Source organism: Pseudomonas fluorescens (genome assembly GCF_000730425.1).
In the GTDB taxonomy this organism is placed as follows: Bacteria; Pseudomonadota; Gammaproteobacteria; order Pseudomonadales; family Pseudomonadaceae; genus Aquipseudomonas; species Aquipseudomonas fluorescens_X.
The window spans coordinates 195,153-221,134 of record NZ_CP008896.1 but is presented as its reverse complement, the minus strand read 5'-3'; the positions used below and the strand labels follow the sequence as shown (position 1 = coordinate 221,134).

At 63.2% G+C, this 25,982-nt stretch carries 24 protein-coding genes; 13 read left to right on the top strand and 11 right to left on the bottom strand.

Annotation, left to right across the window (positions count from 1 at the left end):
* The first annotated feature begins 85 nt into the window (after positions 1 to 85).
* Both HZ99_RS00730 and HZ99_RS00725 read left to right on the top strand, forming a co-directional pair.
* On the top strand, positions 86 to 1,417 hold the full coding sequence (locus tag HZ99_RS00730) for an MFS transporter (protein WP_038440553.1): 1,332 nt from the start codon (positions 86 to 88) through the stop codon (positions 1,415 to 1,417).
* A gap of 13 nt (positions 1,418 to 1,430) precedes the next feature.
* Positions 1,431 to 2,798 carry an amidase gene (locus tag HZ99_RS00725; RefSeq protein WP_038440552.1) on the top strand — a complete coding sequence of 456 codons (1,368 nt, stop codon included), beginning with the start codon at positions 1,431 to 1,433 and terminating at the stop codon, positions 2,796 to 2,798.
* Positions 2,799 to 2,851: 53 nt separating this feature from the next.
* On the opposite strand, the gene HZ99_RS00720 is transcribed toward HZ99_RS00725, so the two are convergent.
* The 7 genes from HZ99_RS00720 to HZ99_RS00690 form a co-directional block, all read right to left on the bottom strand.
* Positions 2,852 to 4,087, bottom strand: coding sequence for a Zn-dependent hydrolase (locus HZ99_RS00720; protein WP_038440551.1), 1,236 nt, complete (start codon positions 4,085 to 4,087; stop codon positions 2,852 to 2,854).
* The gene (locus HZ99_RS00715; protein WP_038440549.1) at positions 4,084 to 4,575 is read right to left on the bottom strand and encodes an L-2-amino-thiazoline-4-carboxylic acid hydrolase; all 492 of its coding nucleotides are present in this window, start codon (positions 4,573 to 4,575) and stop codon (positions 4,084 to 4,086) included. Before HZ99_RS00715 ends, HZ99_RS00720 begins: the two co-directional genes overlap by 4 nt.
* A 185-nt stretch (positions 4,576 to 4,760) precedes the next feature.
* Positions 4,761 to 5,900, bottom strand: a complete 1,140-nt coding sequence (locus HZ99_RS00710) for a branched-chain amino acid ABC transporter substrate-binding protein (protein WP_038440547.1) — start codon at positions 5,898 to 5,900, stop codon at positions 4,761 to 4,763.
* An 84-nt stretch (positions 5,901 to 5,984) separates the two neighbouring features.
* Positions 5,985 to 6,701: an ABC transporter ATP-binding protein gene (locus tag HZ99_RS00705; RefSeq protein WP_038440546.1), complete on the bottom strand. Its 717-nt coding sequence runs from the start codon at positions 6,699 to 6,701 to the stop codon at positions 5,985 to 5,987.
* Positions 6,694 to 7,467 (bottom strand): ABC transporter ATP-binding protein, encoded by a 774-nt coding sequence (locus HZ99_RS00700; protein WP_029292970.1) that lies wholly within the window; start codon positions 7,465 to 7,467, stop codon positions 6,694 to 6,696. Before HZ99_RS00700 ends, HZ99_RS00705 begins: the two co-directional genes overlap by 8 nt.
* Positions 7,464 to 8,564, bottom strand: a complete 1,101-nt coding sequence (locus tag HZ99_RS00695; protein ID WP_038440544.1) for an ABC transporter permease subunit — start codon at positions 8,562 to 8,564, stop codon at positions 7,464 to 7,466. Before HZ99_RS00695 ends, HZ99_RS00700 begins: the two co-directional genes overlap by 4 nt.
* Entirely contained in the window at positions 8,561 to 9,508 is a 948-nt protein-coding gene (locus tag HZ99_RS00690) for a branched-chain amino acid ABC transporter permease (protein ID WP_029292973.1), read from the bottom strand. The genes HZ99_RS00695 and HZ99_RS00690 overlap by 4 nt, the downstream gene beginning before the upstream one ends.
* A gap of 207 nt (positions 9,509 to 9,715) precedes the next feature.
* Here HZ99_RS00690 and HZ99_RS00685 point away from each other — a divergent pair, with 207 nt between their 5' ends.
* Both HZ99_RS00685 and HZ99_RS00680 read left to right on the top strand, forming a co-directional pair.
* Positions 9,716 to 10,621, top strand: coding sequence for a LysR substrate-binding domain-containing protein (locus tag HZ99_RS00685; protein ID WP_038440543.1), 906 nt, complete (start codon positions 9,716 to 9,718; stop codon positions 10,619 to 10,621).
* A gap of 119 nt (positions 10,622 to 10,740) precedes the next feature.
* Positions 10,741 to 11,169, top strand: coding sequence for a hypothetical protein (locus HZ99_RS00680; RefSeq protein ID WP_038440542.1), 429 nt, complete (start codon positions 10,741 to 10,743; stop codon positions 11,167 to 11,169).
* A 118-nt stretch (positions 11,170 to 11,287) separates the two neighbouring features.
* Here the strand turns inward: HZ99_RS00680 and HZ99_RS00675 are convergent, their stop codons facing one another.
* Entirely contained in the window at positions 11,288 to 11,767 is a 480-nt protein-coding gene (locus HZ99_RS00675) for an Lrp/AsnC family transcriptional regulator (protein ID WP_038440541.1), read from the bottom strand.
* Between the two features lie 161 nt (positions 11,768 to 11,928).
* On the opposite strand from HZ99_RS00675, the gene HZ99_RS00670 reads away from it, so the two are divergent.
* From HZ99_RS00670 to HZ99_RS00630, 9 genes are all read left to right on the top strand, one after another.
* The gene (locus tag HZ99_RS00670) at positions 11,929 to 13,749 is read left to right on the top strand and encodes a tyrosinase family protein (RefSeq protein WP_038440539.1); all 1,821 of its coding nucleotides are present in this window, start codon (positions 11,929 to 11,931) and stop codon (positions 13,747 to 13,749) included.
* Entirely contained in the window at positions 13,746 to 15,482 is a 1,737-nt protein-coding gene (locus HZ99_RS00665) for a hypothetical protein (RefSeq protein WP_038440538.1), read from the top strand. The genes HZ99_RS00670 and HZ99_RS00665 overlap by 4 nt, the downstream gene beginning before the upstream one ends.
* A 145-nt stretch (positions 15,483 to 15,627) precedes the next feature.
* Positions 15,628 to 17,229, top strand: coding sequence for a hypothetical protein (locus HZ99_RS00660; protein ID WP_038440536.1), 1,602 nt, complete (start codon positions 15,628 to 15,630; stop codon positions 17,227 to 17,229).
* Positions 17,226 to 18,047 (top strand): hypothetical protein, encoded by an 822-nt coding sequence (locus tag HZ99_RS00655; protein ID WP_115284142.1) that lies wholly within the window; start codon positions 17,226 to 17,228, stop codon positions 18,045 to 18,047. Before HZ99_RS00660 ends, HZ99_RS00655 begins: the two co-directional genes overlap by 4 nt.
* 245 nt (positions 18,048 to 18,292) lie before the next feature.
* Positions 18,293 to 19,012: a response regulator transcription factor gene (locus tag HZ99_RS00650; RefSeq protein WP_038440535.1), complete on the top strand. Its 720-nt coding sequence runs from the start codon at positions 18,293 to 18,295 to the stop codon at positions 19,010 to 19,012.
* Positions 19,009 to 20,349, top strand: a complete 1,341-nt coding sequence (locus HZ99_RS00645; protein ID WP_038440534.1) for a sensor histidine kinase — start codon at positions 19,009 to 19,011, stop codon at positions 20,347 to 20,349. Before HZ99_RS00650 ends, HZ99_RS00645 begins: the two co-directional genes overlap by 4 nt.
* Before the next feature lie 210 nt (positions 20,350 to 20,559).
* Positions 20,560 to 20,847 carry a DUF3649 domain-containing protein gene (locus tag HZ99_RS00640; RefSeq protein WP_038440532.1) on the top strand — a complete coding sequence of 96 codons (288 nt, stop codon included), beginning with the start codon at positions 20,560 to 20,562 and terminating at the stop codon, positions 20,845 to 20,847.
* On the top strand, positions 20,844 to 22,382 hold the full coding sequence (locus HZ99_RS00635; RefSeq protein ID WP_038440530.1) for a PepSY-associated TM helix domain-containing protein: 1,539 nt from the start codon (positions 20,844 to 20,846) through the stop codon (positions 22,380 to 22,382). Before HZ99_RS00640 ends, HZ99_RS00635 begins: the two co-directional genes overlap by 4 nt.
* A 1-nt stretch (position 22,383) precedes the next feature.
* A complete protein-coding gene (locus tag HZ99_RS00630) occupies positions 22,384 to 22,653 on the top strand; it encodes a DUF3325 domain-containing protein (RefSeq protein ID WP_080727639.1) in 270 nt (89 codons plus the stop codon).
* A gap of 45 nt (positions 22,654 to 22,698) precedes the next feature.
* Here the strand turns inward: HZ99_RS00630 and HZ99_RS00625 are convergent, their stop codons facing one another.
* From HZ99_RS00625 to HZ99_RS00615, 3 genes are all read right to left on the bottom strand, one after another.
* Positions 22,699 to 23,766, bottom strand: a complete 1,068-nt coding sequence (locus HZ99_RS00625; protein WP_038440528.1) for an NAD(P)-dependent alcohol dehydrogenase — start codon at positions 23,764 to 23,766, stop codon at positions 22,699 to 22,701.
* A gap of 178 nt (positions 23,767 to 23,944) precedes the next feature.
* Positions 23,945 to 24,955 (bottom strand): PLP-dependent cysteine synthase family protein, encoded by a 1,011-nt coding sequence (locus tag HZ99_RS00620; RefSeq protein ID WP_038440526.1) that lies wholly within the window; start codon positions 24,953 to 24,955, stop codon positions 23,945 to 23,947.
* A gap of 37 nt (positions 24,956 to 24,992) precedes the next feature.
* Entirely contained in the window at positions 24,993 to 25,937 is a 945-nt protein-coding gene (locus HZ99_RS00615; protein WP_051902967.1) for an aminotransferase class I/II-fold pyridoxal phosphate-dependent enzyme, read from the bottom strand.
* Positions 25,938 to 25,982: the final 45 nt, after the last annotated feature.

Genomic DNA, 25,982 nt, shown 5'->3' with positions numbered 1-25,982 from the left:
CCCAAACGTTTGGGCAACCAATAAAAATACGCCGGACGCGGCCGACTTTTTGACTTCTGCCATCATTTTGAAGAGTCAGATCCCTATGAACAGCCCCCCTATCCCGTCTTTCCGCTACCAGATTTTCTTCCTGATCATGCTCATGGCCTTGCTCAACTACATCGACCGTGGCGCGATTGCCTACGCGTCGGCGAGCATTCTTCCCGAGTATGGTTTCGACAAAGCCGACTGGGGCAATGTCCTGGGCTACTTCGGTTACGGCTACATCCTTGGGGCATTGGTCGGCGGCATTCTGGCCGACCGCTTTGGTGCCAAGCGCATCTGGCTGATCGCCGGTGGCACTTGGTCGATCTTCGAAATCGCCACGGCATTTGCCGGCGACTTCGGGCTGGCGTTTCTCGGCGGCTCGGCCATGGCCGGTTTCGCCACAATCCGCGTGCTGTTCGGCTTTGCCGAAGGTCCGGCCTACTCGGTGATCAACAAGAGCGTGGCCAACTGGGCCACGCCCAAGGAGCGCGGTTTTGTGGTCGCAGTCGGCCTCTTGAGTACCCCATTGGGTGCATTGCTCACCGCGCCAGTGGCTGTGGGCCTGCAAACCCTGACCGGCAGTTGGCGCAGCATGTTCGTGGTGTTGGGCGTGGTCAGCCTGGCGCTGCTGGTGTTTTTCATGACGCGCTTCACCAACACCCCGGATGAAAACCCGCGCGTGTCCAAGGCCGAACTCGACTTCCTGCGCAAAGAGCGCGCCGAGGCCGCCAATGCGTCGACGCCCACTACCAGCGTTGCGCCGATCTGGCACTTCTTCAAGAACAAGGACCTGCTGTTCAACGCCGTCGGGTACTTCTCGTTTGTGTACGTGACATTCCTGCTGCTGACCTGGACCCCCAAATACCTACAGGACGAGTTCCACTACAACCTGTCGTCGCTGTGGTACATGGGCATGATCCCGTGGACCGGCGCCTGCTTCACTGTGCTGCTGGGCGGCAAGATTTCGGACTTGCTGCTGCGCCACACCGGCAACCTGAAAGTCGCCCGCAGCTGGCTGGCCGCGACCTGCCTGCTGCTGACAACCTTGTGTTTCATCATGGTTTCCCAAGCCCAGACCGTATGGGGTGTGATTGCCCTGATGACGTTGGCCAACGCGCTCAATGCCCTGCCCAACTCCGTCTACTGGGCCGTGGTCATCGACACTGCGCCGTCCAATCGGGTGGGTGCCTACAGCGGCATGACGCACTTTATCGCCAACACCGCGTCGTTTATCGCCCCCATGCTGACCGGCTACCTGACCGTGCGTTACGGCTATTCATCGATGTTCGTGGCCGCCGCCGTGGCCACGGCGCTGGGCATGAGCGCCATGCTGATGGTGCGCCCGGGCGGGCGTCAGGTTGCCCCGTCCTCTCAACCCGCTGTTGTTTGATGGAGTTACATTTATGAGCCTGGTGAAGCCTACCCACGCTGGATACTTTTTTGGTCAATCGATCATCACGCTGGCCGAGCGCCTGCGTGCCGGCAGCCTGAGCAGTGTCGAGCTGACGCAAGCGGCGCTGGACAGTATCGAACGCTTGAACCCGCTATTGAATGCATTCGTCCAAGTCGATGCATCCGTGGCACTGGCCCAGGCCCGCAAGGCCGACGCGCTGTTGGCCCAGGGCCTGGACCTGGGCCCGCTGCACGGCATACCGGTGGCGGTCAAAGACAACATCGACACGTTTGACTACGTCACCACCTACGGCTCGGCGCATTTCGACGGTTTCCAGCCGGACCACGATGCACTGTGCGTACAACGGGTGCGCGAGGCCGGGGCGGTGATTATCGGCAAGACCTTGACCCACGAATTCGCCTACGGCCCGACCGGCGACCGTTCACTGCAGGGTGCGGCGCGCAACCCGTGGGATGCCCGTTGCATCACCGGCGGCTCCAGCGCAGGCAGTGCCGCGGCGGTGGCCAGCGGTATGGTGCCGCTGGCGCTGGGTACTGACACCGGCGGCTCGATCCGCATTCCGGCGGCCTTGTGCGGTGCGGTCGGCTTCAAGCCCTCGTTCGCCAGCGTGCCGGTGACGGGCGTATTCCCGCTGTCATCGAGCCTCGACCACGTCGGCCCTATCGCCAACCACGTTGAAGATGCGCGCCTGTTGTTTGAAGTGCTGGCCGCACGCACCTGTGCCCCTGCTGCCAACCCGCAGCCGCTGCGGGTTGGCTGGATCACCCGTGGCAGCCTCGGCCCGGTCGACGCCGAGGTGGATCAACAGGTCTACCAGGCAGCGCGGCAGTTGTTTGGCGACGCGTTGCAGGAGACCGACGAACTGCAAAAAATGGCGGCGGGCATGAAGGACACCTTGCAGACATTGCAACGTGCCGAAGCCTTTGCGGTACATGCCGAACGCATGCGCGATGCGCCGCACAAATTTGACCCTGAGGTGCGCGAGCGCCTTGAGGTGTCGAGCGAGGTCAGAGGCTGGCAGTACATTCGCGCACAGGCCACCCAGGCACAGTACAAAGCGGCCATGGCCCGGTTGTTCGAAGACTATGACTGGCTGGTTTCACCCACTGTGCCGATTACCGCCACACAGGTGAACGCGCGCCAAGTGCGCGTGGGCGAACAGGACATTGATGTACGCGCCGCCGTACTCAGCCATACCAGCGCCTGGAACCTCACCGGACTGCCCTCGATCAGCCTGCCGGTAGGGCACGTGAGGGGTATGCCGGTGGGGTTACAGGTGATAGGCGCGGCTGGCACGGACGATCGGTTGTTGCAAGTGATGAGCCGGCTGTTTGTGCGGATTACAGGGGGTGGCTGAACCACCGCTTTCGTGGGCAAGCCCGCTCCCACATTTTGAATCGGGTATATCCATCACTCACGCGACGAAGCCAGAATCGCCTGCAACAGCACATCCGCCCCGGCCGTCGACCAATGCGGGTGGATCTCTTCCGCCTCGTTATGGCTCAAGCCATCCACGCACGGCACGAAGATCATCGCCGTCGGCGCGACCTGGTTCAGGTAGCAGGCATCATGCCCTGCCCCGGAGATCATCCGCCGATGGCTGTAGCCCAGCGCCTCGGCTGCGGCCTGCACCACGTCCACGCACCCCTTGTCGAAGGCAATCGGCGCGTACTGGAAGATTTGCCTGACACTGGCCTGCAGGCCAATGCCCTCGGCGATCCGCGCCACCGCCTCGTGCAATTGCTGATCCTGCACGGCCAGCACCACCTCATCGGGATGGCGGAACTCGACGCTGAAAAACACCCGCCCCGGCACCACATTGCGCGAGTTGGGGAAGATATTGGCCATGCCTACCGTCGCCCGCCCTTCGGCGCCTTGAGCCAGGCCGATCTGGTTGACCGCCTCCACCACCCGGGCAAAGCCCAGCAGCGCATCCAGGCGATGATCCATGGGTGTGGTGCCGGCATGGGCGCTGCGCCCACTCAGCTCGACCTCATACCAACGCTGGCCCTGGGCCCCGGTGACGACGCCGATGGTCAGGTCCTGGGCCTCAAGGATCGGGCCCTGCTCGATATGCAGCTCATACGCCGCATGCACCGCCTGCCCACCCACCGGGTGCGGGCCGGCGTAGCCGATCTGTTGCAGCGCCTGGCCGATGGTCACGCCGGCCTTGTCTTCGCGGGACAAACCGTATTCCAGATCGAACACCCCGGCATATACCCCCGAGGAAATCATCGCCGGGGCAAAGCGCGAGCCTTCTTCGTTGGTCCAGTTGACCACCTCGATCGGCCGGTCGGTCTCGATGCCCAGGTCGTTCAAGGTGCGCAGCACTTCAAGGCCGGCCAGCACGCCGTAGATGCCATCGAACTTGCCACCCGCTGGCTGCGAGTCACCGTGGGAGCCGGTCAACACCGCAGCCAAGTGCTCATGGCGACCGGCGCGGCGGGCAAAGATATTGCCCATGGCGTCCACACGAATGCTGCACCCGGCCGCGGTGCACCAGGCCACGAACAGGTCACGCCCACGTCGGTCTTCGTCGGTCAGGGCCAGGCGCGAAACGCCGCCCTTGGCGGTGCCGCCGATCTGCGCCATTTCCATCAACGAGTCCCACAGGCGCTCGCCGTTGACCCGGGCCAGAGCGCTCATGAGCGTGGCTCCCGGGGCTTGGCGTGGTAGCGGAAGTCACAGCTTGGCGCGCCACCCATAATGGTCTGGGTGCGCGTCAATTGAATATTCGGGTTGTAGCCGACGATAAACAGCTCGTCGCGATTGCACGACAACAGGTGGCCGATCTCGCCCAGGCCCATTTCGTGGTACATCTCGGCATAGCGGCAGCGCTTGACGTCATAGTCGTAGTGCTCGGCGTCGCTGGCGATGATCTCGACTTTCAGCGCGTCGTCCTTTTCCCACAGCACTTGCAGTTCAACGAAGCTCTTGAGGTCGGCGCCCTGCTCTTCCTGGGCGGCAAAGTGCTTGCCTGCCTGGATCGCGGCATTGCCTACCGCTTCGCCAATCACCGCTGCGGCAAAGGCCTTGCCCTGCTCGCGCACGAGGATTTCGTAGATCGGCTTGATGATCTCGGCTTCGATGCGCCGGCGGGCCAGGATGCCCAGTTCACCTTCGAGTTTGCTCATGGTGTGCCTCATCTAAATGCTTGCGAAGATCCAATGTGGGTGCTGCCAAATGTGGGAGCTGTCTCGCCCGGCGAGGCTGCGATGCAGACACCACGGTGTCGCAGATACACCGCGGTGATCCCATCGCAGCCTCGCCGGGCGAGACAGCTCCTACATGAGCAGCGCCTACACTTAAATCCAGCGCGTTACTTGTTGCCGCCAGCCACGCTCACCGGCTGCCATTGATTGGCCTTGACCTGGTAAACGGTGAACGACGGGGTCTGTAGGTTGCCCTGGACATCGAACGCGATGGTCCCGGTCACGCCTGGATAGCTGATGGCGCGCAGTACCGGCAGGTACTTCTGCGGGTCGGTGGAATTGGCCTGTTCGATAGCGGCGATCAGCACGCCCACACCGTCATAGGCAAAGGGTGCGTGCAGCTCGATGTTGCTCTTGAAGCGTGCCTTATAGGCCTCTTCAAAGGCCTTGCCACCCGGCATCTGCGCCACGGCCAGGCCCGGCTCCAGGGCGATCACGCCCTCGCCTTCGTTCTGTGCCAGTTGCAGGAAGGTCTGGCTGACAAAGCCGCCAGCGCCCATCAACGGCGCCTTGATCCCCAATTGCTTGATGCGCCGGGCCAGCGGTGCAGCCTGGGAGTCGACACCGCCAAAAAAGATCAGGTCCGGGTTTTGCCCACGGATATTGGTCAGCACCGCACTGAAGTCGATGGTCTTGTCATCCACATACTCGCGCGCAACCACCTTGGCACCACCGGCCTCGATGGATTTGACGAACTGGTCCGCCAGGCCCTGGCCGAACGCGGTACGGTCGTCGATCACGGCGATGCGCTGCGCCTTGAGGGTCTTGAGTGCATAGTCGCCGGCTACCTGGCCGCCATCATCGTCATGGCCCATGATCCGAAAGCTGGTGTCGAAACCTTGCTGGGTATAGGCATGACCGGTGGCCACCGGCGCGACCTGGGCAATCCCGGCGTCGTGGTAGACCCGCGCCGCCGGGATGCTGGTGCCGGTGTTCCAGTGGCCAACCACTCCCACCACGCCTTCGTCCACCAGGCGCTGGGCCACGGTGACGGCGGTGCGTGGGTCGGACTGGTCATCTTCGGACACCAGCTTGAACGTCACCGCCTCGCCATTGATTTTCGGGTGCCTGGCGTTGGCCTGGTCAATGGCCAGTTGCGCGCCGTTTTCCAGGTCTTTGCCGATCCGCGCCGACGGGCCGGTCAAGGGCCCGGCCAGGCCGATCAGTACCGTCTGGTCGGCCTGGGCCACACCGCTCAAGGCCAGGCTCAACAACAGTACGCGTTTGAAGGGGGCAGTCTTGTTCATGGTTTTTTCCTGTTTCTCATCAGGCCCTCATGGCCTGTGGGGTTGGCGAAACACGCCGGGCGTCCGGTGGCGTTTGTTAGGGGATTATTCACCGAGGTAGGCACTGCGCACCTCGGGGTGGTCGAGCAATGAGTCACTGGCACCGCTGAGGCTGATGCGCCCGGTGTCCATCACATAGGCGCGGTCAGTCACTTGCAGGGCCAGCCTGGCATTCTGTTCGACCAGCAGCAATGTCATGCCCTGGCGGCACACATCGTCGATCACTTGGAACAGCTTCTCGACCATGATCGGCGCCAGGCCCATGGACGGCTCATCGAGTACCAGCAGGCGTGGTTTGGACAGCAACGCGCGGGCCAGGGCAAGCATCTGCTGCTCGCCACCGGAGAGCAGGCCAGCCGACTGGTGCAAGCGCTCTTCCAGGCGCGGGAAGTGCTCGAACAACTGGCGGATTTCCTGGTTCACCTGCTGTGGGTCGCGGCGCAGGAACGCCCCGGCCTGGAGGTTTTCCAGCACGCTCATGCGCGCAAAAATGCCGCGCCCTTCCGGCACCATGGCAATGCCCAGGGTCAGGCGTTCATGGGGCGCCAGGTTCAGGATCGAGCGCCCGGCAAAGCGGATCTGCCCCGCAGCGGCCGGCAGCAGCCCAGTCAGGGCCTTGAGGCTGGAGCTTTTGCCGGCGCCATTGGCGCCGATCAGCGTCACCCGTTCGCCTTCATCAATATGCAGATCCAGGGACTTGACCGCCTCGATGGCGCCGTAGCGCACCTTCAGGCCGTCAATCTGCAGCAACGCTTCAGACATGGGCGCCGGCTCCCAGGTAGGCCTGGATCACTTGCGGGTGACGGCGCACTTCGGCAGGCGCCCCCACGGCGATCACGCGACCGTAGTCCAACACGCTGATGCGGTCACACACGCCCATCACCAGCTTCACGTCGTGTTCGATCAGCAGCAGGGTGTGGCCGTCGTCGCGGATTTTTTCCAGCAGGCTGCGCAGTTGCACTTTTTCACTGGCATTCATTCCCGCTGCCGGCTCGTCGAGGGCCAGCAGGCGCGGTTCGGTGGCCAGGGCACGGGCGATTTCCAGGCGCCGCTGGTGGCCGTAGGACAGGCTGTCGGCGCGGTAGTGGGCAAACCCGGCCAGGCCGACATAGGCCAGCAGGCGATGGGCGTGGGCGCGGGTCTGCGCTTCTTCCTCGCGCCCGCGCGAATGCCCGCTCAAGGCCGCCCACACGCCGTTATGGGTGCGCACATGGCGCCCGACCATGACGTTTTCCAGGGCGCTCATGGCATTGAACAGGCGGATATTCTGGAACGTGCGCGCGATGCCGGCGCGGGCCACCTGGTGCACCGCCGTGGGCTGGTATTCCTGGCCGTCGAGTTGAAAGCGCCCGGAGTCCGGGGTGTACAGGCCCGTCATCACATTAAAGAAGGTGGTCTTGCCGGCGCCATTGGGCCCGATCAGGCCGTAGATTTCCCCGGCCTCGATACTCAAGCTCACGTCATCGAGCGCGGCCACGCCGCCAAACTGTTTATTGACCTTCTCGATCTGCAATAACGGATGGTTCAAGGTGCACCTCCTGTGCGGCTCGGCCAGAGGCCGGCGGGTCGATACAACATCGCCAGAATCAGCGCCAGGCCGTAGAACAGCTGGCGGATAATCTCCGGGTCCACCAGCACCTGGCCAAACAACGCCTGCTGCAAGGGGCCCATGCTGGCGCGCAACGCTTCGGGCAGGGCCGCGAGCAACACGCAGCCCAGAATCACCCCGGGGATATGCCCCATGCCGCCGAGCACCACCATGGCCAGCACGGCGATGGACTCATTGAGGGTGAAGGATTCCGGTGAAACAAAGCCCTGGAACGAGGCAAACAACGCCCCGCTGATACCGCCGAACGCCGCGCCGATGGCAAATGCCAGCAGCTTCAGGCGCAGGGTATTGAGGCCCATGGCCTGGGCCGCCTCTTCATCCTCGCGGATCGCCATCCATGCGCGGCCGATGCGCGAACGCTCAAGGCGGATGCAGGCAAACAGGATCAGCACCACCAGCGCGGCGAACAGGTAGTAATAGAGGTAGACCGAAGGCAAGCGCAGGCCGAACAGTTCCTGAGTGCGGCCCAGGTTGACCCCCAGCAACGTCACCGGATCGACCTGGGCGATACCTTTGGGACCGTTGGTGAGGTTCACCGGGCGATCGAGGTTACGCAGCAGGATGCGGATGATCTCGCCAAAGCCCAGGGTGACGATGGCCAGGTAGTCGCCGCGCAGGCGCAGGGTCGGGGCCCCGAGAATCACCCCGAATCCGGCCGCCAGCAACGCGGCCAGCGGCAGGATCAGCCAGATCGAGGTGTGCATGCCCTCCGGCATCAGCGCCAGCAAGGCCGGGAACTGTTGCAACAGGTGGGGCGAGGAAAGCAATGCCGCCAGGTAGGCGCCCACCGCGTAGAAGGCGATAAAGCCCATGTCCAGCAGGCCGGCATACCCCACCACAATGTTCAGGCCCAGGGCCAACATGATGTACAGCAGGGCAAAATCCAGGGTGCGCACCCAGGTGTTGCCGCCGGCATGCCCGACAATCCACGGGGCCAACACCAGGGCCAGGGCGAACAGCAGCAGGCCCAGGCTGGCACGCTTGCTCGAAGGGCTCACAACGGATGCCAGGCTCATGCGCGGGTCGCCAGTCGTTCGCCCAGCAACCCTTGGGGCCGGAACACCAGGACCGCGATCAACACGATAAAGGCGAACACATCCTGATAGTTGCTACCGAACACACCGTTGGTGGCAGCCCCCAGGTAGCCGGTGCCCAGGGCTTCGATCAGCCCCAGCAGCAAGCCGCCGAGCATGGCGCCCTTGAGGTTGCCGATGCCGCCCAGCACGGCGGCGGTAAACGCCTTGATGCCGGGCAAAAAGCCCATATAGAAATGCGCGCTGCCATAGTTGCTGGCCATCATGATGCCCGCCAGTGCAGCCAGGGCGCCGCCGATGGCGAAGGTCATGACGATAATGCGGTTGGGGTTGATGCCCATCAGGCTTGCCACTTGCGGGTTCTCGGCCACGGCGCGCATGGCCCGGCCAAAGCGCGTGCGCTCCACCAGCAGCAACAGCCCGACCATCAGGCTCAACGCCACGCCAATGGTGGTCAGCGCGGTGGCATTGGTCACGGCGGCGTGGGTGGCGTCGCCGGCCAGCACTTCGATGGGTTCCAGGGGCAGCAATTGCGGGAACATCTGCGGGTTGCGGGTCCAGACCAGCATGGCGACGGTCTGCAACAACAGCGACACGCCGATACCACTGATCAACGGCGCCAGGCGCGGGGCGTTACGCAAACGCCGATAAGCGACACGCTCGATCACCACCGCCAGCACCGCACAAAAGGCCATGGCAATCATCGCCGCTGCCAACAGCAACAGCACCGGCGGCATCTGCGGGAAGGCAGCCTGGAGCACACGGATCACCGACAGGCCCACCAGCGCGCCAATCATCAATACATCGCCGTGGGCAAAGTTGATGATCCGCAAAATGCCGTAGACCATGGTGTAACCCAAGGCCACGAGCGCGTAGAGACTGCCCGACAGCAAGCCATTGAGCAGTTGCTGGATAAACGCATCCATGAGAACCATCGACTCCCTACACAAAAACGTCGGTGCCAGGGCGCACCGACTGAAAAGCCAGAGCGCGGAACACTAGTTATTTATTCTGTTTTTATCAAATATCTGAAAGGAATATGGTTATACCAAATACCAAACGCCCTATATACGGCATGTTATCGAGGCTGATGGCGCTTTATTTATCTTTTTACTTGGTATTTAATTCAACACATGAATAATTTAGAACAGTTAGCCAACGATCCGCCCCTCCGTGCCGTGCGCACCTTCGAGGCCTTTGCCCGCCATGGTGGCGTGAATGCCGCCGCCCGCGAACTGGGGGTGTCGCCCTCGGCTGTCAGCCATCAACTGCACTTGCTGGAAAGCTTCCTGCAACAACCCCTGACCCTGCGCCAAGGCCGCAACCTGGGGTTGACCGAAGAGGGTCGCGAGTACTATCGGGCGATTCGCTCGGCATTCGCGGTACTGCGCAGTGCCACCGAGCACGTCCGGGAAAAAAGCGCGACGCGCCAGGTCACCATCAGCCTGATCCCGATGTTCGCGACCAATCTGTTCATTCCGCGCCTGCCGCAATTTTTCAGGGCCAACCCGGCGCTGGATATCAACGTCACATACGCCAACCACCGCAGCTACCCCAGCGATGCCGCCGACCTGTCGATCCGCTTTGGCACCGGGCATTGGCCGGGCTATCACAGCGAGCCACTGATCAGCGGCGCGGTCACGCCGTTTTGCAGCCGCCAGTTCCTGCAGCGCCACGGCCCTATCGACACCCCCCAGGCCCTCGCCGAACGGCCGCTGCTGCACGACGAAGAACGCGGCACCTGGGGCCAATGGTTCGATGCGGCAAAGGCACAACATGCTCACTCGCACAATGGCCTGCTGCTGGAGGACGGCCAGTTGACCCTGACCGCCACCCTCACCGGCCTTGGCTGCTCGCTGCTGCGGGCGCCGTTGGTGGCGCCCTTGGTCGCCAGCGGTGAACTGGTGCAGTTGTTCGACCAGCAGGTGGATGACGGTCGCCAGTACTACCTGTGCCGCCGGGCCAACAGCGAGCTGTCAAGCGAAGGCAACAACCTGTACGACTGGATCAAGAGCCGCCTGGGCCACACCCCCCTGTAGGAACCGGCTTGCCGGCTCCTACAGTTGGGCATGGGCAAGGCTGGGCGACTGCTTCGGCTGTCGGCTGGTATGATGCCGAGCTTTGAAAAACCAGCCGTAGACCTGCGAGGAAATGCACCTTGAGTAACGACGCAAAAATGACCGGCGACCTGTTCGAAGTGGACAAGCGCCTGTCGCTCAAGCCCGTGGTGGACTTCAATAGCTACCTGCTGGCTGCCTTTGGTGACGGCCCTTGCACCTGCGTGCGCTGCGTTGCCAGTGCGGGTGACGAGAACGGTTACGAGTATCAGCACACCTTCGACTTCCAGGGCCACACCGCCCACCGCCGCTTTGCGTTGACCGCTGGCAGCGACGTGTTGCAGATGCTGAAAAAGGCCTGGCTGTCGTACACCAAGGCGGAACTGCCGGGCAGTGGTGACTTGGCCCTGGAGACGGTGAAGGAATTTGTCGAGCCGCAGCTGCACAAGCGTTTGCTGCCGTTGTTGCTGGCCAGTGGGTTGGTCAAGGATGTCGAGGGTGCGTTGCAGCTTCAGGCAGTGGCGGCCTGACAGGCAACCGGATCATTAAAGCCTGTGGGAGCTGGCTTGCCCGCGATGGCGGTGGGTCAGTTGAGTCATTGTTGGCGGGTACACCGCCATCGCCGACAAGCCGGCTCCTGCACGAGTTCTACAAGTCTGGAGGCAGGTGCTGCACTCCCTGCAACGGCAGCTCATAAGACTTCTTCACTGTGCGCACCACCAACGTCGACGAATACGTACGAATCGGAATATCCCGGTAGGTGTCGAGAAACCGATAGATATATTCGGTGTACTCCGTGGCGTCGCGAAACTTGGCCACCATCACAAAATCGAACTCCCCGGTCATCAGGTAGCAGTCCTGAATCTCCGGGTGATTGACCAGGATGTGCTGCATCTTGCGGTCAATGTCGTTGCTGTCCTTGTCCAGCTTGATCAAAAAGAACGCGGTGACCTGGATCCCCAGCTTTTTTTCATCCAGCACCGCGACTTTGGCCTTGATGATCCCCACGCTCTCCAGGCGTCGGATGCGCCGGTAGCAACTGGTCGAGGACAGCCCCACGCTGTCGCTCAGCAGGTCCAGGCTCTGGGTGCAATCTTTCTGCAATTTGCCGAGAATTTTCAGATCCATGGCGTCTGTCATTATTTCCACTTCTTCCTTGAGAAAATTGCAATGAATCCGCCGTAACGCCCAACCAATTTGCACAAATCACTGCACAGTGGCCCGTTACCATCAACTCCAGCTTAGCAGCCCCGGAAAATCCAGCATGGGGGCCGCGTGAGAGGGATCTTATGATCGTCGCGAAACCGACATGGGCCACTGATATCCAAGGGCTTTTTACCGCGCCTTACTGGATCCCCCCCGCAGACCGCGCCAACGTCGCAGGCTCCTGGGTGCGCTGCATGAATGCCTACGATGTGTTCCTGCAAGACCCCGATTCGGTCAAGACCTGGTCCGAAACCATCTACCAGCACCTGGCCTCGCGCAACATGCCGCTGACCCTGGATGACCGGCAATTCTGGCCCATCGACGCCCTGGAAACCTTCCGCCTGTGGGTCAACCAGGGCTGGCGCCTGAACAGTTTTTCGCCCTTTGATATCGCCGAACGCATCCCGCCACCGGATCTGCCGCATCCGGTCAAGCGCGTGCGCCAGGACATTCGCGCCTTGAGCCAGGAGCAACTGGACCTGTACCGCGCGCGGCTGGACGACGTGATGCAGATTGGCAACCCGGACAGTGGCTCGCCCTGGCAGCGTTATGCCTATATCCACACCAACTGGTGCCTGCATTACCAAGAAGCCTTCGCCCTGTGGCATCGCGCCTACCTGCTGTACCTGGAGGCGTTGATCGATTGCCCGATCCCGTATTGGGACTGGATGGCCGAGGACGCCAGTGTCGATGGCAGCCCCCAGGCCGGTCTGCCCCAGGCCTTTCTCGATGAAACCTATGTGCACCCCCACAGCGGCGAGGTGCGGCGCAACCCCTTGCGCTATGCGGCGGCCAAGGATGGTCGCTCGAAAGTCTGTGCCTCGGGCAATGTCGAGGCTGTGGACTGCCGGTTCGTGCAACGCAACCCCCTGTTCTACACCCAGGGCGACCAGCAGCGCGTCAAGCGCACCCAACTGTATGGCATGAGCCGGATTTTCCAGCAGCAGGTGGTCGATGCCCTGCAATTCAAGACCTTCAGCCAGCCCCAGGGCGTGCCGGGGTATCCCTGGGCCAATATCACCGTGTTTGATCCGCCGCAACAGGACGACCTGTACCCCAACCGCGCGCTGAATTTCGACGGTCTCTACGAACAGCCCCACGACAACTATCACGGCTGGATCGGTGGCGATATGGCCGATAACGCCTACACCGCGTTTGACCCGGTGTTCTGCTCCTACCACGCCAATATCGACCGCGTGCTGGAGATCTGGATCCGCGCCAACCCGGCGGCGCAGTACACCACCGTGTGCCTGCTCCAGCCGTTTGCCGGCAGCCAGGCCGATACGGTCACGTTCACCAGTGCCGATGCCTGGCGCTATACCACCCTGGGCGATATGGCCCAGGACAGCCGGCATATCGGCTATGACTACGGGCCACCGGTGGCGCCGCCGTTTGGTGCGCACCGTGCTAGCGCCAAAGCCTGCTGCCCACACAGCGCCCCCCCTGCCCAGGACCCCGTGCAGGCCAGCGGCCCGTGGGTGGTGTTCGACCATGTGCGCTGCACCCACGACACCTATCTGATCGACGTCTTCCTCAACCAGCCCGACGCCACGCCCCAGCAGGTCAATGCTGATAACCCGCACTACGTCGGGCGCTTCAGTCGCATCGGCATGGGGCTGGTGGATGACAAGGGGCGCTGCATCACCCAGGGCGTCTGCCGTGCGCTCAATGCCGCGCGCAGTGCCACGGCCTTGCAGCTTGGCCCCACGGACGCGGTGCAGTTGAGCCTGCTGGTCACCCATCTCGATAGTGGCCGGGTATTGGCGCCGCAAGAGTACGCGCCGCTGCCTGGCTTTATCGCCCAACTGGTGTGGGACGACCCACGCCAGACCGTTGCCGACCCTCCCCCGAGTGCCGGTTGCTGCGCCGCGTCACCCCCCACACCCCATGGAGATCTGTCATGAGCACGCCCTTCACGCAATTCACCTCCCCCGCTGGGCAAGCGCCAAAGGATTACAACAAGCTGGGCCTGGAAGAGCAGTTGCCGCAATTTGAGACCGACTGGAACAACGACGTCACCGGCTGGACTGAAGCGGCGATCATCGGCAACCCGTGGTCGGGCCTGTATGACGCGCCCCGCTCGGGCTATTACAACCCGCTGGTCGAGGGTTATGGCCCCAACACCCCGGCAGCGATTACCTGGCCACCGTTCCCCAATCGGTTGTGGACCTTTTTCTACAACAGTGGCATCGCCGTGATCCCCCAACTGGGCGGCAAGGCCATGACCCTGCAACAGGTCATGGAACTGACCGACAACGGCCAGATCACCATCAACGGCACCCTCTACACCCTGTATGACCCGGACAAAAAAGGCACCCTGCTGCAATTGCCAGTGACCCGCTGCCCGAGCATCGACTGGAATGGTAAATACAAAGACTTTTCACCCTCAGGGCCACGGGGCTGGTTGGACGAATACTGCGAATGGTCGATTGTGCGCGATACCAACGGCAACATGCGCAAGATCACCTTCACCAGCGAAAACCCGGCGTACTTCCTGGCCATGTGGCGCATCGACCCGAATGCCGTGCTGGGGCTGTATCGCGACTACATCGACCCGGCCGTGCAACTGGAAGACCTGTACCTGCGCTACACCGCCAACTGCCCGACCGGCAAGGCCGGCGACCCGGTGATTGACCCGACCACAGGCCTGCCGGCCTATGACACCGTCAACAAATGGAACGCCGGCACCGCCTGTACTCCCGGCCAGTTCGGCGGCGCGATGCACCTGACCTCCGGCCCCAACACCCTCAGCGCCGAGGTCTACCTGGCGGCGGCCGCCACGATCATGCGGCCGTTGAGCAGCAGCCAGAGTGCCCAGTCCCTGATCTGCTGCGCGCAATATGGGCAGAACTATCGCAACTCCGACCCGCATATCGGCTTTGCCGCCAATCAGACCGCGGCCACCAACCGCCTCTCCCTGACCAACCCCATCGCCCTGTACTTGCAACAACCCACCAACTTCGAGGCGTGGAAAGGCCCCCAGGGCCAGGATGTGAGCCAGTACTGGCGCATTACCCGAGGCACCGCCAAATCGGCAATCAATGGCTCCGACCAGATCCTGCAGGCGGTATTCGAAGTGCCGGCCAGCGCGGGTTTCTCGATCAACGACATCACCATCAACGGCCAGGCCATCGACTATGTGTGGGTGATTGCCCAGCAGCTGCTGGTAGGCCTGAGTGTCACCACCACCCCGATCAGCACCACGCCGCCAGCGGTTCCCTGTGTGAAGGACCGGGTCGCTGGCCTGCAACCCTGGCCCGTGCAATTGCTGCCGCTGGACCTGTTCTACGGCCAGTCGCCCACCGACCTGCCGGCGTGGCTGGCGCAAGGCACCAGCGGGCAATTTGCCCTGGTGGTCCAGGGCGCCGACCTCAAGACCACCGCCGCCACCGCACGGATCCAGTTCAACAACCCCGGGGTGACGGCGCAGGTCACGCAGTTCCTGCCTGATGCCTCGGCCATTCCCGGCCAGACCAATTCCGGCGGGACCCAGGGGTACATCATGACCATCACTGTCGCACCCAACGCTGCGCCAGGGCTGGTGATGGTCCGCGCGCTCAACCCCGGCGAGGCGGATAACGTCAGCGCAGCGGACCATCCGTGGGAATCCGGGCTGGCACTGGTGCCGTCCACTTAAGGGCAAACACCGTCCCCTGTAGGAGCTGGCTTGCCAGCGAAAATCCCCAACGATAACGCCGGGCACCTGATGCCCTGTAGCGTCCTCAGGTTTTTTGCCGGCAAGCCGGCTCCTACAGAATCGCTATCATGCAAGGAGCACGATGATGTACAGGTCTCGCTTGAGCAGTCTGCTGCTGGTCGGCACGCTGCTGTCACTGTTTCTCCTGCCCTCGGCCCAGGCGTCCGATGCCGATAACTGCGTCCAGCAGCAACTGGTGTTCGACCCCAACAGCGGCGGTTTTCTGCCCGTCAATAACTTCAACACCACCGGCCAGAGCTTCATGAATTGCTTTGGCTGGCAGTTATTCATTGCCCTGAACTGGCCGGTAAACCCCGGATGGCCCGCCAATGCCAAGCTGGCAGGCGAGCCGGACAGAACGGTCGACATCAAGCAATTCGGGGTGCCGCCGGCCTCCGGGCAGCCCATGAGCGTGGCGCCGGTGTGGGCCAGCTACAAGGACGCCAACGAGATATTCCTGCCTGGCGCCCCCAAGCCCAGCGACTGGGGCGTGCAAACACTGGTGCCGTCCAACTGCAGCAGCCAGGACACCCTCCAGTCGTTGTCGGTGGGGGCGCGCAAGTTCATGAATGCCACCTCGGAAAGCGCGATCAACGCCAAGCACCGTTTCCACTTGTCCAGTGGCACCCTGGCCTCGATTCCCGACCCGATCATGGAGGCCGCCGGTGGCTGGCTGACGGACCAGACCGGCAACCTGGTGTATTTCGAACGCAAAGTGGGCAAAGCCGAGTTCGACTACATCGTCAACAACGGGTTGTACGATGCCGCCAACCAACTGGCCGTCGCGCAAAACACCGATGGCAAGCACCCTGCCGGTCTGTCCTTGCCCGCCGGCGAGTTGATGCGTTCCATGCCACTTAGCCCACTGCCCCAGGAAAAACTGGGCGCCCTGGAACTCAAGGCGGCCTGGCGCATCCTCACCGGCAAACCCCAGCTCTATGGGCGCTACCTGACCACCGTCGCCTGGCTCAAGAACCCCACCACCCTGCAATGCACTCAACAGGTGGTGGGCCTGGTGGGCCTGCATATCATCAACAAGACCCAGAGTTCGAAGGGGTTCATCTGGACCACCTTCGAGCAGGTGGACAATGTGCCGGAACCGCTCCAGGCGCCCCCGCAGCAGGTTCCTCCCGAAGGCTACACCTTCAACAACCCCAACTGCACCGGTGGGCCTGACGTCTGCACGCCAAACGTGGCGCGCATCCAGTGCAAACAAAAGCACCCGGATCGCGACTGCACCGAACCCTATCCACGCAACCAACCGGTACAGACCACCCGGCTGAACCCCCTGCCCACAGACCTCCAGGCCCTCAACGGCGCGGTACAGGCCAACCTGGCCCAGCAGACCCAGGGCCAGTCGGTGTTCCAGTACTACAAGCTGATCAATGTGCTGTGGATCACCGTCCCTGCGCCGCCCCATGACCCGGAGCCTGGGCCTGGAGCGAAAGTGCCGCTGAGCTATGGCGCCTTTATCAGCGATAGCAACGTACCGGTGGCCAATACCACCATGGAGACCTACGTCCAAGGCATGAACTGCAGCGACTGCCACCAGAAGGCGACGATCGCCGGCAGCAGCACCCTGGCCTCGGACTTCTCGTTCCTGTTCAACAACGCCGACTCGGCCAAGCAAAAAAGCCTGATCAAGCGCGTGCATGCCTTCGAAACCCTCAAGGACGGCCAACCATGAAACACTCCCTTGCAACCCTGCTGCTTGCGCTATCAATCGCGCTCTCCCCCCAGGCCTTCGCCCATTCGGCCCACGAACTGCACGCGGTCAGCAACGGTGCCGATGCCGATGCACCGGGCAATCACGGCATGTTCATGGTCGGCTCGCAGACCCTGTTCCTGGTGCATATGCCGATGTTCACCACGGAAAAGCACAGGTACCAGATCGTCCTGCAGGCCAGCCTGCCCGCCGACGTGATGGCCAAGTACCAGGCACTGCGCGCGGCCAACCCCAGCAAGCCGTACAACCTGATCAACGTCGACAACGACATGTTCACCCTGCCCCAGCTCAAGGCCGGTGAAGTGACCTCGTTCAAGGCCACGATCTACGACGGCTACTCCAATGATGGCGGCGGCACGCCGGGGCCGGTGCTGTTTGACAACGTGCCGGTGACGGTCGAGTCCGTGGTGATCTACCGGCCATTCAACCTGGGTATCGACCGGCCCAGACAGCTGGTGTACACCCTGTTTGGCCGGGGCAATGAAGCGCACCTGACGCACTACATCGCCCAGGACCCGGACTTCCAGGAAATCATTACCCTGCCCGGCCCGCCAGCGCCGTTTTCAGCGGCGCAATTGGTGTCGACGGTAGATTTGAACTTCACCACCGTGCAGTCGTTGCCCATTGTCTGCCAGTCTCCGCTCAAGCCTGGGGTTTACCCCACGCTGCTCGAAGGCCGCGCGGATGCACCGGTCGCCCTGGATCTGGGGCCGGCGGCGCAGCGCGTGTGGTATTCGACGGGGAACCTGCTGAACAAGACGGATCCTTGCCAGCCTTAAGCCACGCCCCCGTGTAGGAGCTGGCTTGCCAGCGATAGCGGTGGATCAGCCGACACACGCTTCGACTGACACCCCGCCATCGCGGGCAAGCCCACCCCAAGAGCCTGGAACGACTCCCCTTTAGGCTGCGACCGTTGTCATGGCTTAACCCCAAAATGCAGCAATAAAGCGCAATCGATAGGAATGTGCCGGCAGATTTGCCAGAATGCGCGACTTAGAAACATTCGCATTCGCAGGAAATCCCCATGCATGCCCAGCCTTCGCTCCCCGCTGCGCGCCGCATCCTCGCCGTCGAGGATGACCCGGTGCTCGCCGCCCACCTGGACAGCCACCTGGGCCAACGTGGCTTCGATGTCACGTTGCGCCAGAACGGTGGAGAAATCGTCGAACTGGTGCGCGCCCAGCCTTTCGACCTGATCCTGATGGACATCATGCTGCCAGGCAGCAGCGGCCTGGAGGTGCTCGCGCAACTGCGCCGCCACCAACGGGTGCCGGTGATCCTGATGTCGGCCCTCGGTGCCGAGCAGGACCGCATCACCGGTTTCAGCCAGGGCGCCGACGATTACCTGCCCAAGCCGTTCAGCATGCTGGAGATGGATGTGCGCATCGATGCGATCCTGCGCCGGGTGGCCTATGAACATGAGGTACCCGGCACGGCTCGCCATGAGGACCCGCAACTGACGTTCGACGAGCAACGCACCGATGTCAGCCTCAATGAGCAATGGGCCGACCTGACCACCACCGAGTATCGGGTGCTGGAAACCCTGGTGGCCCATGTCGATGAGGTACTGACCAAGGCGTTCCTGTACCAGCAGGTGATGCACCGCGCCTATTCCCGGCACGATCGCAGCCTGGATATGCATGTCAGCCGGATCCGGCGCAAGTTGCAGGCCATCGGCTACACCGCCGGGCGCGTGGAGACGGTCAGAAGTACAGGCTACATGCTGACCCGGCTGGAATCATGAGGCTGCCCCACCGCCATTCGCTGTTGTGGAAGCTGATCGGCTTGCTGGCGGTGCTGTGCCTGCTGGTGGTCAGCCTGCAAGTGAATGTGAGCCAGCGTATCTATGAAGCCACCGCACGCCTGCCCGCCCCCACCCGATACATCCTCAATGAATACGCGCGCCAGGCCGAAACAGCCTGGCGCGCACACGGCGCGGTGGGGGTCGATGAGTTCCTGCAAAACCTGCGTGCCCAGGAGCAGGTATGGGCGGCGGTGGTGGACGGCCACCAGTCGCTGTCCTCCCAGGCGCTGACCACGGCTGAGCAACACAAACTGGACTTTGTGCGCCAGATCGACTGGCCAGTGGGCCGCCCGGGTGGGCGGCCGACTTTCTATATTCCGTTCAGCGACGGTGCGGCACGTCTGGTCATGGAATTGCCGCTGCGCCTGGATCCCCGCCAGGGCCGCGGCTGGTGGGACATTTTGCTGCGCCAGGTGCTGCCGACATGCCTGGCGCTGTTGTTTGGCGTGCTGTTGTACCGGGTACTGATTTCGCCGCTGGTGATCCTGCGGCGCCAGGCCAATGCCCTGAGTGCCGGTGACCTGGCCTCCCGGGTCGGCCCCCAGGTCACGCGCCGGCGCGATGAGTTGGGGGAGTTGGCCCGGGCCTTCGATCATATGGCCGAGCGCCTGGAAAGCACGGTGGTGTTGCAACGGCGCTTGTTGCGGGACTTGTCCCACGAACTGCGCACGCCCTTGAGCCGGCTGCGGGTGGCCGGTGAGCGCGAGCCCGATCCCGGTGCCCTGCGCCAGCGCCTGGAACGCGAAGTGCAAGGCATGGAGCGCTTGATCGGCAGCACCCTGGAGCTGGTCTGGCTGGATACCGAGCGCCCGTCGATGCCGGTGGAGGCGGTAGAGATGGAGCCGCTGTGGGACCTGCTGCGCGAAGACGCCTGTTTTGAAAGTGGCTGGTCCAGCGAGCGCCTGCCCTGCGAACTGCCCGCCGGCGTTTGGGTGCTGGGCAACCTCAATGGCCTGGCCCAGGCCCTGGAAAATATCCTGCGCAATGCCATCCGCCACTCCCCCGAACAGGGCGTGGTGCGTTTGACCGGCACCCTTGAGGGCGACTTCTGGCACCTGTGCATCCAGGACCAGGGCCCGGGGATCGAACCGGACAAACTGGAGCAGATCTTTCTGCCCTTCACCCGCCTCAATGCCGCCCGCCCGGGGGGTGACGGTTATGGCCTGGGGTTGTCGATTGCGCGCAGCATCGTGCAGTTGCAAGGCGGCCAGCTATGGGCACAGAACACCACGCCGGGGCTGTGCCTGCATCTGCGGCTCAAAGTGTATAAGTTGTAAATTGCGTTTACTCTCATATGAGAATCACTAGCATTATGACCCTGAGCTTCTTGTGACCCACTCGATCTATGTGGGAGCTGGCTTGCCTGCGATGCAGACGCCTTGGTCTATCAGGTAATGTTGAGGTGATGCCATCGCAGGCAAGCCAGCTCCCACACAAGCCTGGTCCCATAAGGGGATTCGTGTTGGTCTAACGCTGATGAGCCCTCTATGAAAAGCCAATCCCCTGCCTGGCCGACGCTCTCGCGGATAGTCGCCGCGCTGCTCGGCGGTTACCTGTTTACCTATGGGTTTACCGCCGCCCTGGCGCGCCTGTTGCCCATGGACAAGGTAGATGCCCTGGTGGTCGCCAGCCTGCCCTCCTTCCTGGTCTACACCCTGGCGATTCTCTGGGTCTTTGCCTGCCGTAGCGCTTGGCGCGCCTGGGCCGGGATGGCCCTGGCGCTGCCCTTGGCCGCGATTGGCTTCTGGCCACAATGGCGCGAGGTGCTGGGATGAAGCACAAGACCCTGACCCAGGCCATGGCCTGGCTGCACACCTGGAGCGGGTTGGTGTTCGGCTGGCTGCTGTTTGCGATCTTCCTCACCGGTACCCTGGCGATGTTCGACAAGGAAATCGACAGCTGGATGCGCCCGGAAATCCCCACCTCCAGCCTGTCGCAAAGCGCCGCCGCACAACAGGCCCTCGGCTATCTGGCGCGCCAGCATCCCGAGGCGAAGACCTGGAACATCGGCCTGCCCGGCGAGCGCTCCGACACCCTGACGGTATCGGCCGGCGAACAACGGCGTGGCGGCGGCATGGCGCTCGACCCGCATACCGGCGAACCCCTGGCCGTGCGCGAAACCGCCGGAGGCGGGTTCTTCTTCCGCTTCCACTTCACCCTCAACCTGCCCCGTGACCTGGGGATCTGGGCCGTTGGCCTGGCCGCCATGGCCATGCTGGTGGCACTGATCAGCGGGATCGTGATCCACAAGAAGTTCTTCAAGGAGTTCTTCACCTTCCGCCCGGCCAAGGGCCAGCGCTCGTGGCTGGATGCGCACAATGCGACGGCGGTGCTGGTGCTGCCCTTTCACCTGATGATCACCTATACCGGGCTGGTGATTTTCTATTTGATCTACATGCCGGCGGCGGTGGATGCGCTGTTCGACGGTGATCGCGACAACCTGGGCCGCGCCCTGCGTGGCGCGCCCGCCGAGCAGCAGGTGCGCGGCGAACGCCCCAAGCGCAGCGAAGCGGCCGAGCTGACGGCGCTTGAACCGCTGCTGGCCGAGGCCGAGCGAGCCATGGGGCCGGTGTCCAGCCTGTCGATCCACAACCCCGGGCGCAGCGATGCGCGGATCGAGGCAAGGCCGGTGCTGGGCAATCGCATTGAGCTGACCAAGGGCCAGAGCATGTTGTTTGACGGGGTCAGCGGCGAAGTCCTGCGCCAACCGGCAGTCAGCCGGCCAAGCCTGCTGACGCAAAAGGTCATGGCCGGCCTGCACTTTGCGCAGTTTGGCGGCTACGCCATGCGCTGGCTGTACTTTGTCTGCGGCCTGGCCAGTTGCGCGATGCTGGCAACCGGTGTGGTGCTGTTTACCGTCAAGCGCCGCCGCCGCCACGATAGCGAAGGCGCTGTCGGTGCCCTGCTCTACCACATCGCCGAACGCCTGAATGTGGCGGCGGTGGCCGGCTTGATGGTGGCGTGCGCGGCCTTTTTGTGGGCCAACCGCTTGCTGCCCGTGGAGCTGGCGCAGCGCGGTGGCTGGGAGGTGCGGGTGTTTTTCCTGGTGTGGCTGCTGAGCCTGGGCCACGCGATTCTGCGCCCCTGGCGCAGTGCCTGGCGTGAGCAGTTGGCGCTGGCCGCTGTACTCTGCCTGGGCCTGCCGGCGCTGAACCTGCTGGGGGATAGCCAGGGTGACTACTTCTATCTGGAGTTGACCTGCGTGGGCCTGGGCCTGCTGCTGGCCTGGCCGTGCTGGAAACTGTACCTGCCACCCAAGGAACGCAGCGCACGGCCCGTGGCCAAGCAAACTGTGGCGCAGGTCAATTGAGATGGCATTGATTACGGCGTTATTGCTGGCCTGTGCCGGGATGGCGGGGCTATGCCTGGGCTTGGAGCGGCATTACAAGCAGCTCATGCGGCACCTGCCCTCGCCAAGGCGGCGACGTGGCCTGCGCGGGCTGGGCTGGGCGTTGCTGGCGGCGAGTTTTGCCGTCAGCGTACTGGATTGGGGCTGGGCCATGGGCCCGGTGGCGTGGTTCGGCTTGATTTCACTGGCCGGGCTCAGCGTGGCGTTCCTGCTGCCCTACACCACCCGCTGATCGCACGCCCCCCTGTAGGCGCCGGCAAGCCGGCGCCTACAGCGATCAGGCCGCCTGGATATCGCGCTTGAGGCTGTCCATATCGATCACGAATCGGTATTTCACGTCGCCCTTGAGCATGCGCTCGTAGGATTCGTTGATGCCTTGGATATCAATCATCTCGATCTCGGAGACGATGGCGTGCCGGGCGCAGAAGTCCAGCATGTCCTGGGTCTCCTGGATGCCACCGATCAATGAGCCGGCCAGGCTGCGGCGCTTGAAGATCAGGTTGAACACCGAGGGCGATGGGTGCGGGCTGTCCGGCGCGCCCACCAGGGTCATGGTGCCGTCGCGCTTGAGCAGGTTGAGAAACGCGTCCAGGTCATGGGGCGCGGCCACGGTGTTGAGAATGAAGTCCAGGCTATTGGCGACCTTGGCCATTTCGTCGGGATTCTTCGACACCACCACTTCGTCAGCCCCCAGGCGCAGGCCGTCTTCGCGCTTGTTCGGCGAGGTGGTGAACAGCACCACATGGGCGCCCATGGCGTGGGCGATCTTCACCGCCATATGGCCCAGGCCGCCGAGACCCACCACACCGACCCTCTGCCCAGGGCCGACCTTCCAGTGGTGCAGCGGCGAATAGGTGGTGATCCCGGCACACAACAGCGGCGCCACGGCTGCCAGGTGCGCCTCATCGTGGGAAATACGCAGGACAAACTTCTCCTTGACCACGATATTGTCCGAATAGCCGCCAAAGGTGTTTTCGCCGCCGAACACCGGGCCGTTGTAGGTCCCGGTAAAGCCGTTCTCGCAGTACTGCTCCTCGCCCTCGGCGCAGGATTCACAGTGTTGGCAGCTGTCGACCATACAACCGACGCCAGCCAGGTCGCCGACCTTGAAGCGGCTGACATTGGCCCCCACCGCCGTCACCCGGCCGACGATTTCATGGCCAGGTACCGACGGGTAGAGCGTGTTGTTCCACTCATTGCGTACCGTGTGCAAGTCGGAATGGCACACCCCGCAATAGAGGATATCGATCTGTACATCATCGGCACCGGGGGCACGGCGCTCGAAGGTATAGGGTTTGAGGGCATCTTTGGCGTCACGGGCGGCGTAGCTGTAAGTCTTGGCCATTGCGGTCACCTCTTTGCGTCGACATTGAAGGTCAGTTGACCAGCATAGCCGCCCCACCGTTCAACCGAAGTAAATCTTGCCCCCTGTAGAAGCCGGCTTGCCGGCGATGGTCGTTAACGATGACGCTGGATGCCTGACACCCCGAGGTGTTTTTACTGACGTCATCGCCGGCAAGCCGCTAGGCCCGCTGTTTGGCCTGGGGCTGCGCGCTCAGCCACTGCCCCAGCTCGCGATGGACCTGCGGCGCCAGCAGTTGCCGGTCGGCCATCCATTGGTCGTTGAACACCGTGTCGAGGTATTTTTCGCCGCCATCGCACACCAGCGCCACGATCACGCTATGGGCCGGGGCGTGCCGCGCTTCACGCAGAGCCTGGTAGATCACCCCGCCGGCGGAGCCCCCCAGTAGCAGGCCATAATGCCGCGCCAGGTAGCGCGCGGTTTCGAAGGCCTGGGCATCGCTGACGGTGAGGCCTTTATCAATCAGCGCATAGTCGACCACGGCGCCGATTTCCGCTCCCTCCGGGGTGCCGGTACCGGACTGATGGTACGGCGCACCCGGGCCACCAAAAATCACCGAGCCGCAGGGTTCGACACCGATCACCTGCAGGCCACGGGCATGCTGTTTCAGGGCGCGTGCGGTGCCGCACAGCGAGCCGCCGGTGCCCACGGCGCCCACCAAAAAGTGGATTTCATCGCCAAGCACCGCGCGCAGTTCGGCTGCCAGTTGCGTGTAGCCATTGGCATTGGCCGGGTTGTGGTGTTGGCGGGTCCAGTAGGCGCCCTGCTCGTTGGCGATTCGCTCGGCGGTAGCGTCGCGATCGGCGGTGGCCAGCCCGCCACCGGGGTCACCCACCCGCACCAACTGCGCACCAAAGGCTTGCATGGCCCGCAGTTTGTCGGGGCTGGCGTGTTCGTCGACCACCGCGGTAAAGCGGTAGCCGCGCTCGGCAGCCAGCAACGCCAGGCCCAACCCGGTGTTGCCCGAGGTGGACTCGACGATCCGTCCACCAGGCTGCAACTGCCCCGAGGCCTGCGCCTCGTCGAGCATCTGCCGGGCCATGCGGATCTTGGCGGTGCCGGTGGGGTTGAATTGCTCCAGCTTGAGCAGCACACAGCTGCCGTTTTCGGTGACGCACAATTTGAGCAGCGGTGTATCGCCGATCAGTTCGGACAGGCAAGTCTTGATCATGACAACCTCTGGGCAGTATGAAAAACCGGCTCGGCACTTACCCGGCCAGGGCCGCGACGGCGCGTTGCAGGCTGGCGAAAAATGCCTGGTTTTGCTGGGGCAGGCCCAGGGACACACGGATGAACCCGGTGTACCCCGCCTCGCGCCAGGCCTTGACGATGATGCCGTCCTTGAGCAGTTCGTCGACCACTTCCAGGGCGTTACAGGCGGTATCGATAAACAGGAAATTGGCCTGGGACGGCGCCACGCGAAACCCCGCAGCCTGCAATTGCGCGGTCAGGCGCTGGCGCTCGATGGCGACAAACTCGCGGCTGCGCATCACGTGTTGCGGGTCGAGCCAGGCGGCCTGGGCCGCTTCCTGAGCGGGTTGATTGACGTTGTACGGCGTGCGCACCCGGTGCAGCGCATCAATCAGGCTGGGGTGCGAGGCGATGCCATACCCGATCCGTAGCCCCGCCAGCCCATACGCCTTGGAAAACGTGCGCAGGATGATCCATGGCCGCGGCTGCGCGCCGAGGATCGCCAGGGCGTCGGCACCGTTCTCGACGAATTCGAAATACGCCTCGTCGATCACCAGCAAAGTGTCGGGAGGGGCCGCGGCGATCAGTGCCGTCAGTTCCGTGTGCGACAGCGCCGTGCCCACCGGATTGGAGGGGGTGCTCAGCATCAACAGCTTCGCCGGTTGCTGGAAGGCCGTGGCCCAGGCGCGCAGGTTGAAGCTGAAGTCATCATTGAGCGGCACCTTGTCCACCGTCGCGCCCATCATCAATGGCAGGCTTTCATGCAGGCTGAAACAGGGTTGCTGGGTCACCACCCGGTCCTCGGGATCGAGCAGCGCCAGGCACAACAGTTCAAGGATGTTTTCCGAGCCGTTGCCGAGGATAATCCGCGCCGGGTCTACATCCAGTTGCCCGCCGATCAGTTGCCGCAGGGTCCGGCCTGTGGGGTCGGGGTAACGTTCCAGCCCCGCCCTGGCGTGCAAGCATCGAAGCGGCAGCCGGCGACATGCCCAGGGGGTTTTCGCAGT

Excerpts from the sequence above, each read along its gene's own strand:
- HZ99_RS00730 (WP_038440553.1), top strand. The coding sequence starts at position 86 with ATGAACAGCCCCCCTATCCCGTCTTTCCGCTACCAGATTTTCTTCCTG.
- HZ99_RS00725 (WP_038440552.1), top strand. The coding sequence starts at position 1,431 with ATGAGCCTGGTGAAGCCTACCCACGCTGGATACTTTTTTGGTCAATCG.
- HZ99_RS00720 (WP_038440551.1), bottom strand. The coding sequence starts at position 4,087 with ATGAGCGCTCTGGCCCGGGTCAACGGCGAGCGCCTGTGGGACTCGTTG.
- HZ99_RS00715 (WP_038440549.1), bottom strand. The coding sequence starts at position 4,575 with ATGAGCAAACTCGAAGGTGAACTGGGCATCCTGGCCCGCCGGCGCATC.
- HZ99_RS00710 (WP_038440547.1), bottom strand. The coding sequence starts at position 5,900 with ATGAACAAGACTGCCCCCTTCAAACGCGTACTGTTGTTGAGCCTGGCC.
- HZ99_RS00705 (WP_038440546.1), bottom strand. The coding sequence starts at position 6,701 with ATGTCTGAAGCGTTGCTGCAGATTGACGGCCTGAAGGTGCGCTACGGC.
- HZ99_RS00695 (WP_038440544.1), bottom strand. The coding sequence starts at position 8,564 with ATGAGCCTGGCATCCGTTGTGAGCCCTTCGAGCAAGCGTGCCAGCCTG.
- HZ99_RS00690 (WP_029292973.1), bottom strand. The coding sequence starts at position 9,508 with ATGGATGCGTTTATCCAGCAACTGCTCAATGGCTTGCTGTCGGGCAGT.
- HZ99_RS00685 (WP_038440543.1), top strand. The coding sequence starts at position 9,716 with ATGAATAATTTAGAACAGTTAGCCAACGATCCGCCCCTCCGTGCCGTG.
- HZ99_RS00675 (WP_038440541.1), bottom strand. The coding sequence starts at position 11,767 with ATGGATCTGAAAATTCTCGGCAAATTGCAGAAAGATTGCACCCAGAGC.
- HZ99_RS00670 (WP_038440539.1), top strand. The coding sequence starts at position 11,929 with ATGATCGTCGCGAAACCGACATGGGCCACTGATATCCAAGGGCTTTTT.
- HZ99_RS00665 (WP_038440538.1), top strand. The coding sequence starts at position 13,746 with ATGAGCACGCCCTTCACGCAATTCACCTCCCCCGCTGGGCAAGCGCCA.
- HZ99_RS00660 (WP_038440536.1), top strand. The coding sequence starts at position 15,628 with ATGTACAGGTCTCGCTTGAGCAGTCTGCTGCTGGTCGGCACGCTGCTG.
- HZ99_RS00655 (WP_115284142.1), top strand. The coding sequence starts at position 17,226 with ATGAAACACTCCCTTGCAACCCTGCTGCTTGCGCTATCAATCGCGCTC.
- HZ99_RS00650 (WP_038440535.1), top strand. The coding sequence starts at position 18,293 with ATGCATGCCCAGCCTTCGCTCCCCGCTGCGCGCCGCATCCTCGCCGTC.
- HZ99_RS00645 (WP_038440534.1), top strand. The coding sequence starts at position 19,009 with ATGAGGCTGCCCCACCGCCATTCGCTGTTGTGGAAGCTGATCGGCTTG.
- HZ99_RS00640 (WP_038440532.1), top strand. The coding sequence starts at position 20,560 with ATGAAAAGCCAATCCCCTGCCTGGCCGACGCTCTCGCGGATAGTCGCC.
- HZ99_RS00635 (WP_038440530.1), top strand. The coding sequence starts at position 20,844 with ATGAAGCACAAGACCCTGACCCAGGCCATGGCCTGGCTGCACACCTGG.
- HZ99_RS00630 (WP_080727639.1), top strand. The coding sequence starts at position 22,384 with ATGGCATTGATTACGGCGTTATTGCTGGCCTGTGCCGGGATGGCGGGG.
- HZ99_RS00625 (WP_038440528.1), bottom strand. The coding sequence starts at position 23,766 with ATGGCCAAGACTTACAGCTACGCCGCCCGTGACGCCAAAGATGCCCTC.
- HZ99_RS00620 (WP_038440526.1), bottom strand. The coding sequence starts at position 24,955 with ATGATCAAGACTTGCCTGTCCGAACTGATCGGCGATACACCGCTGCTC.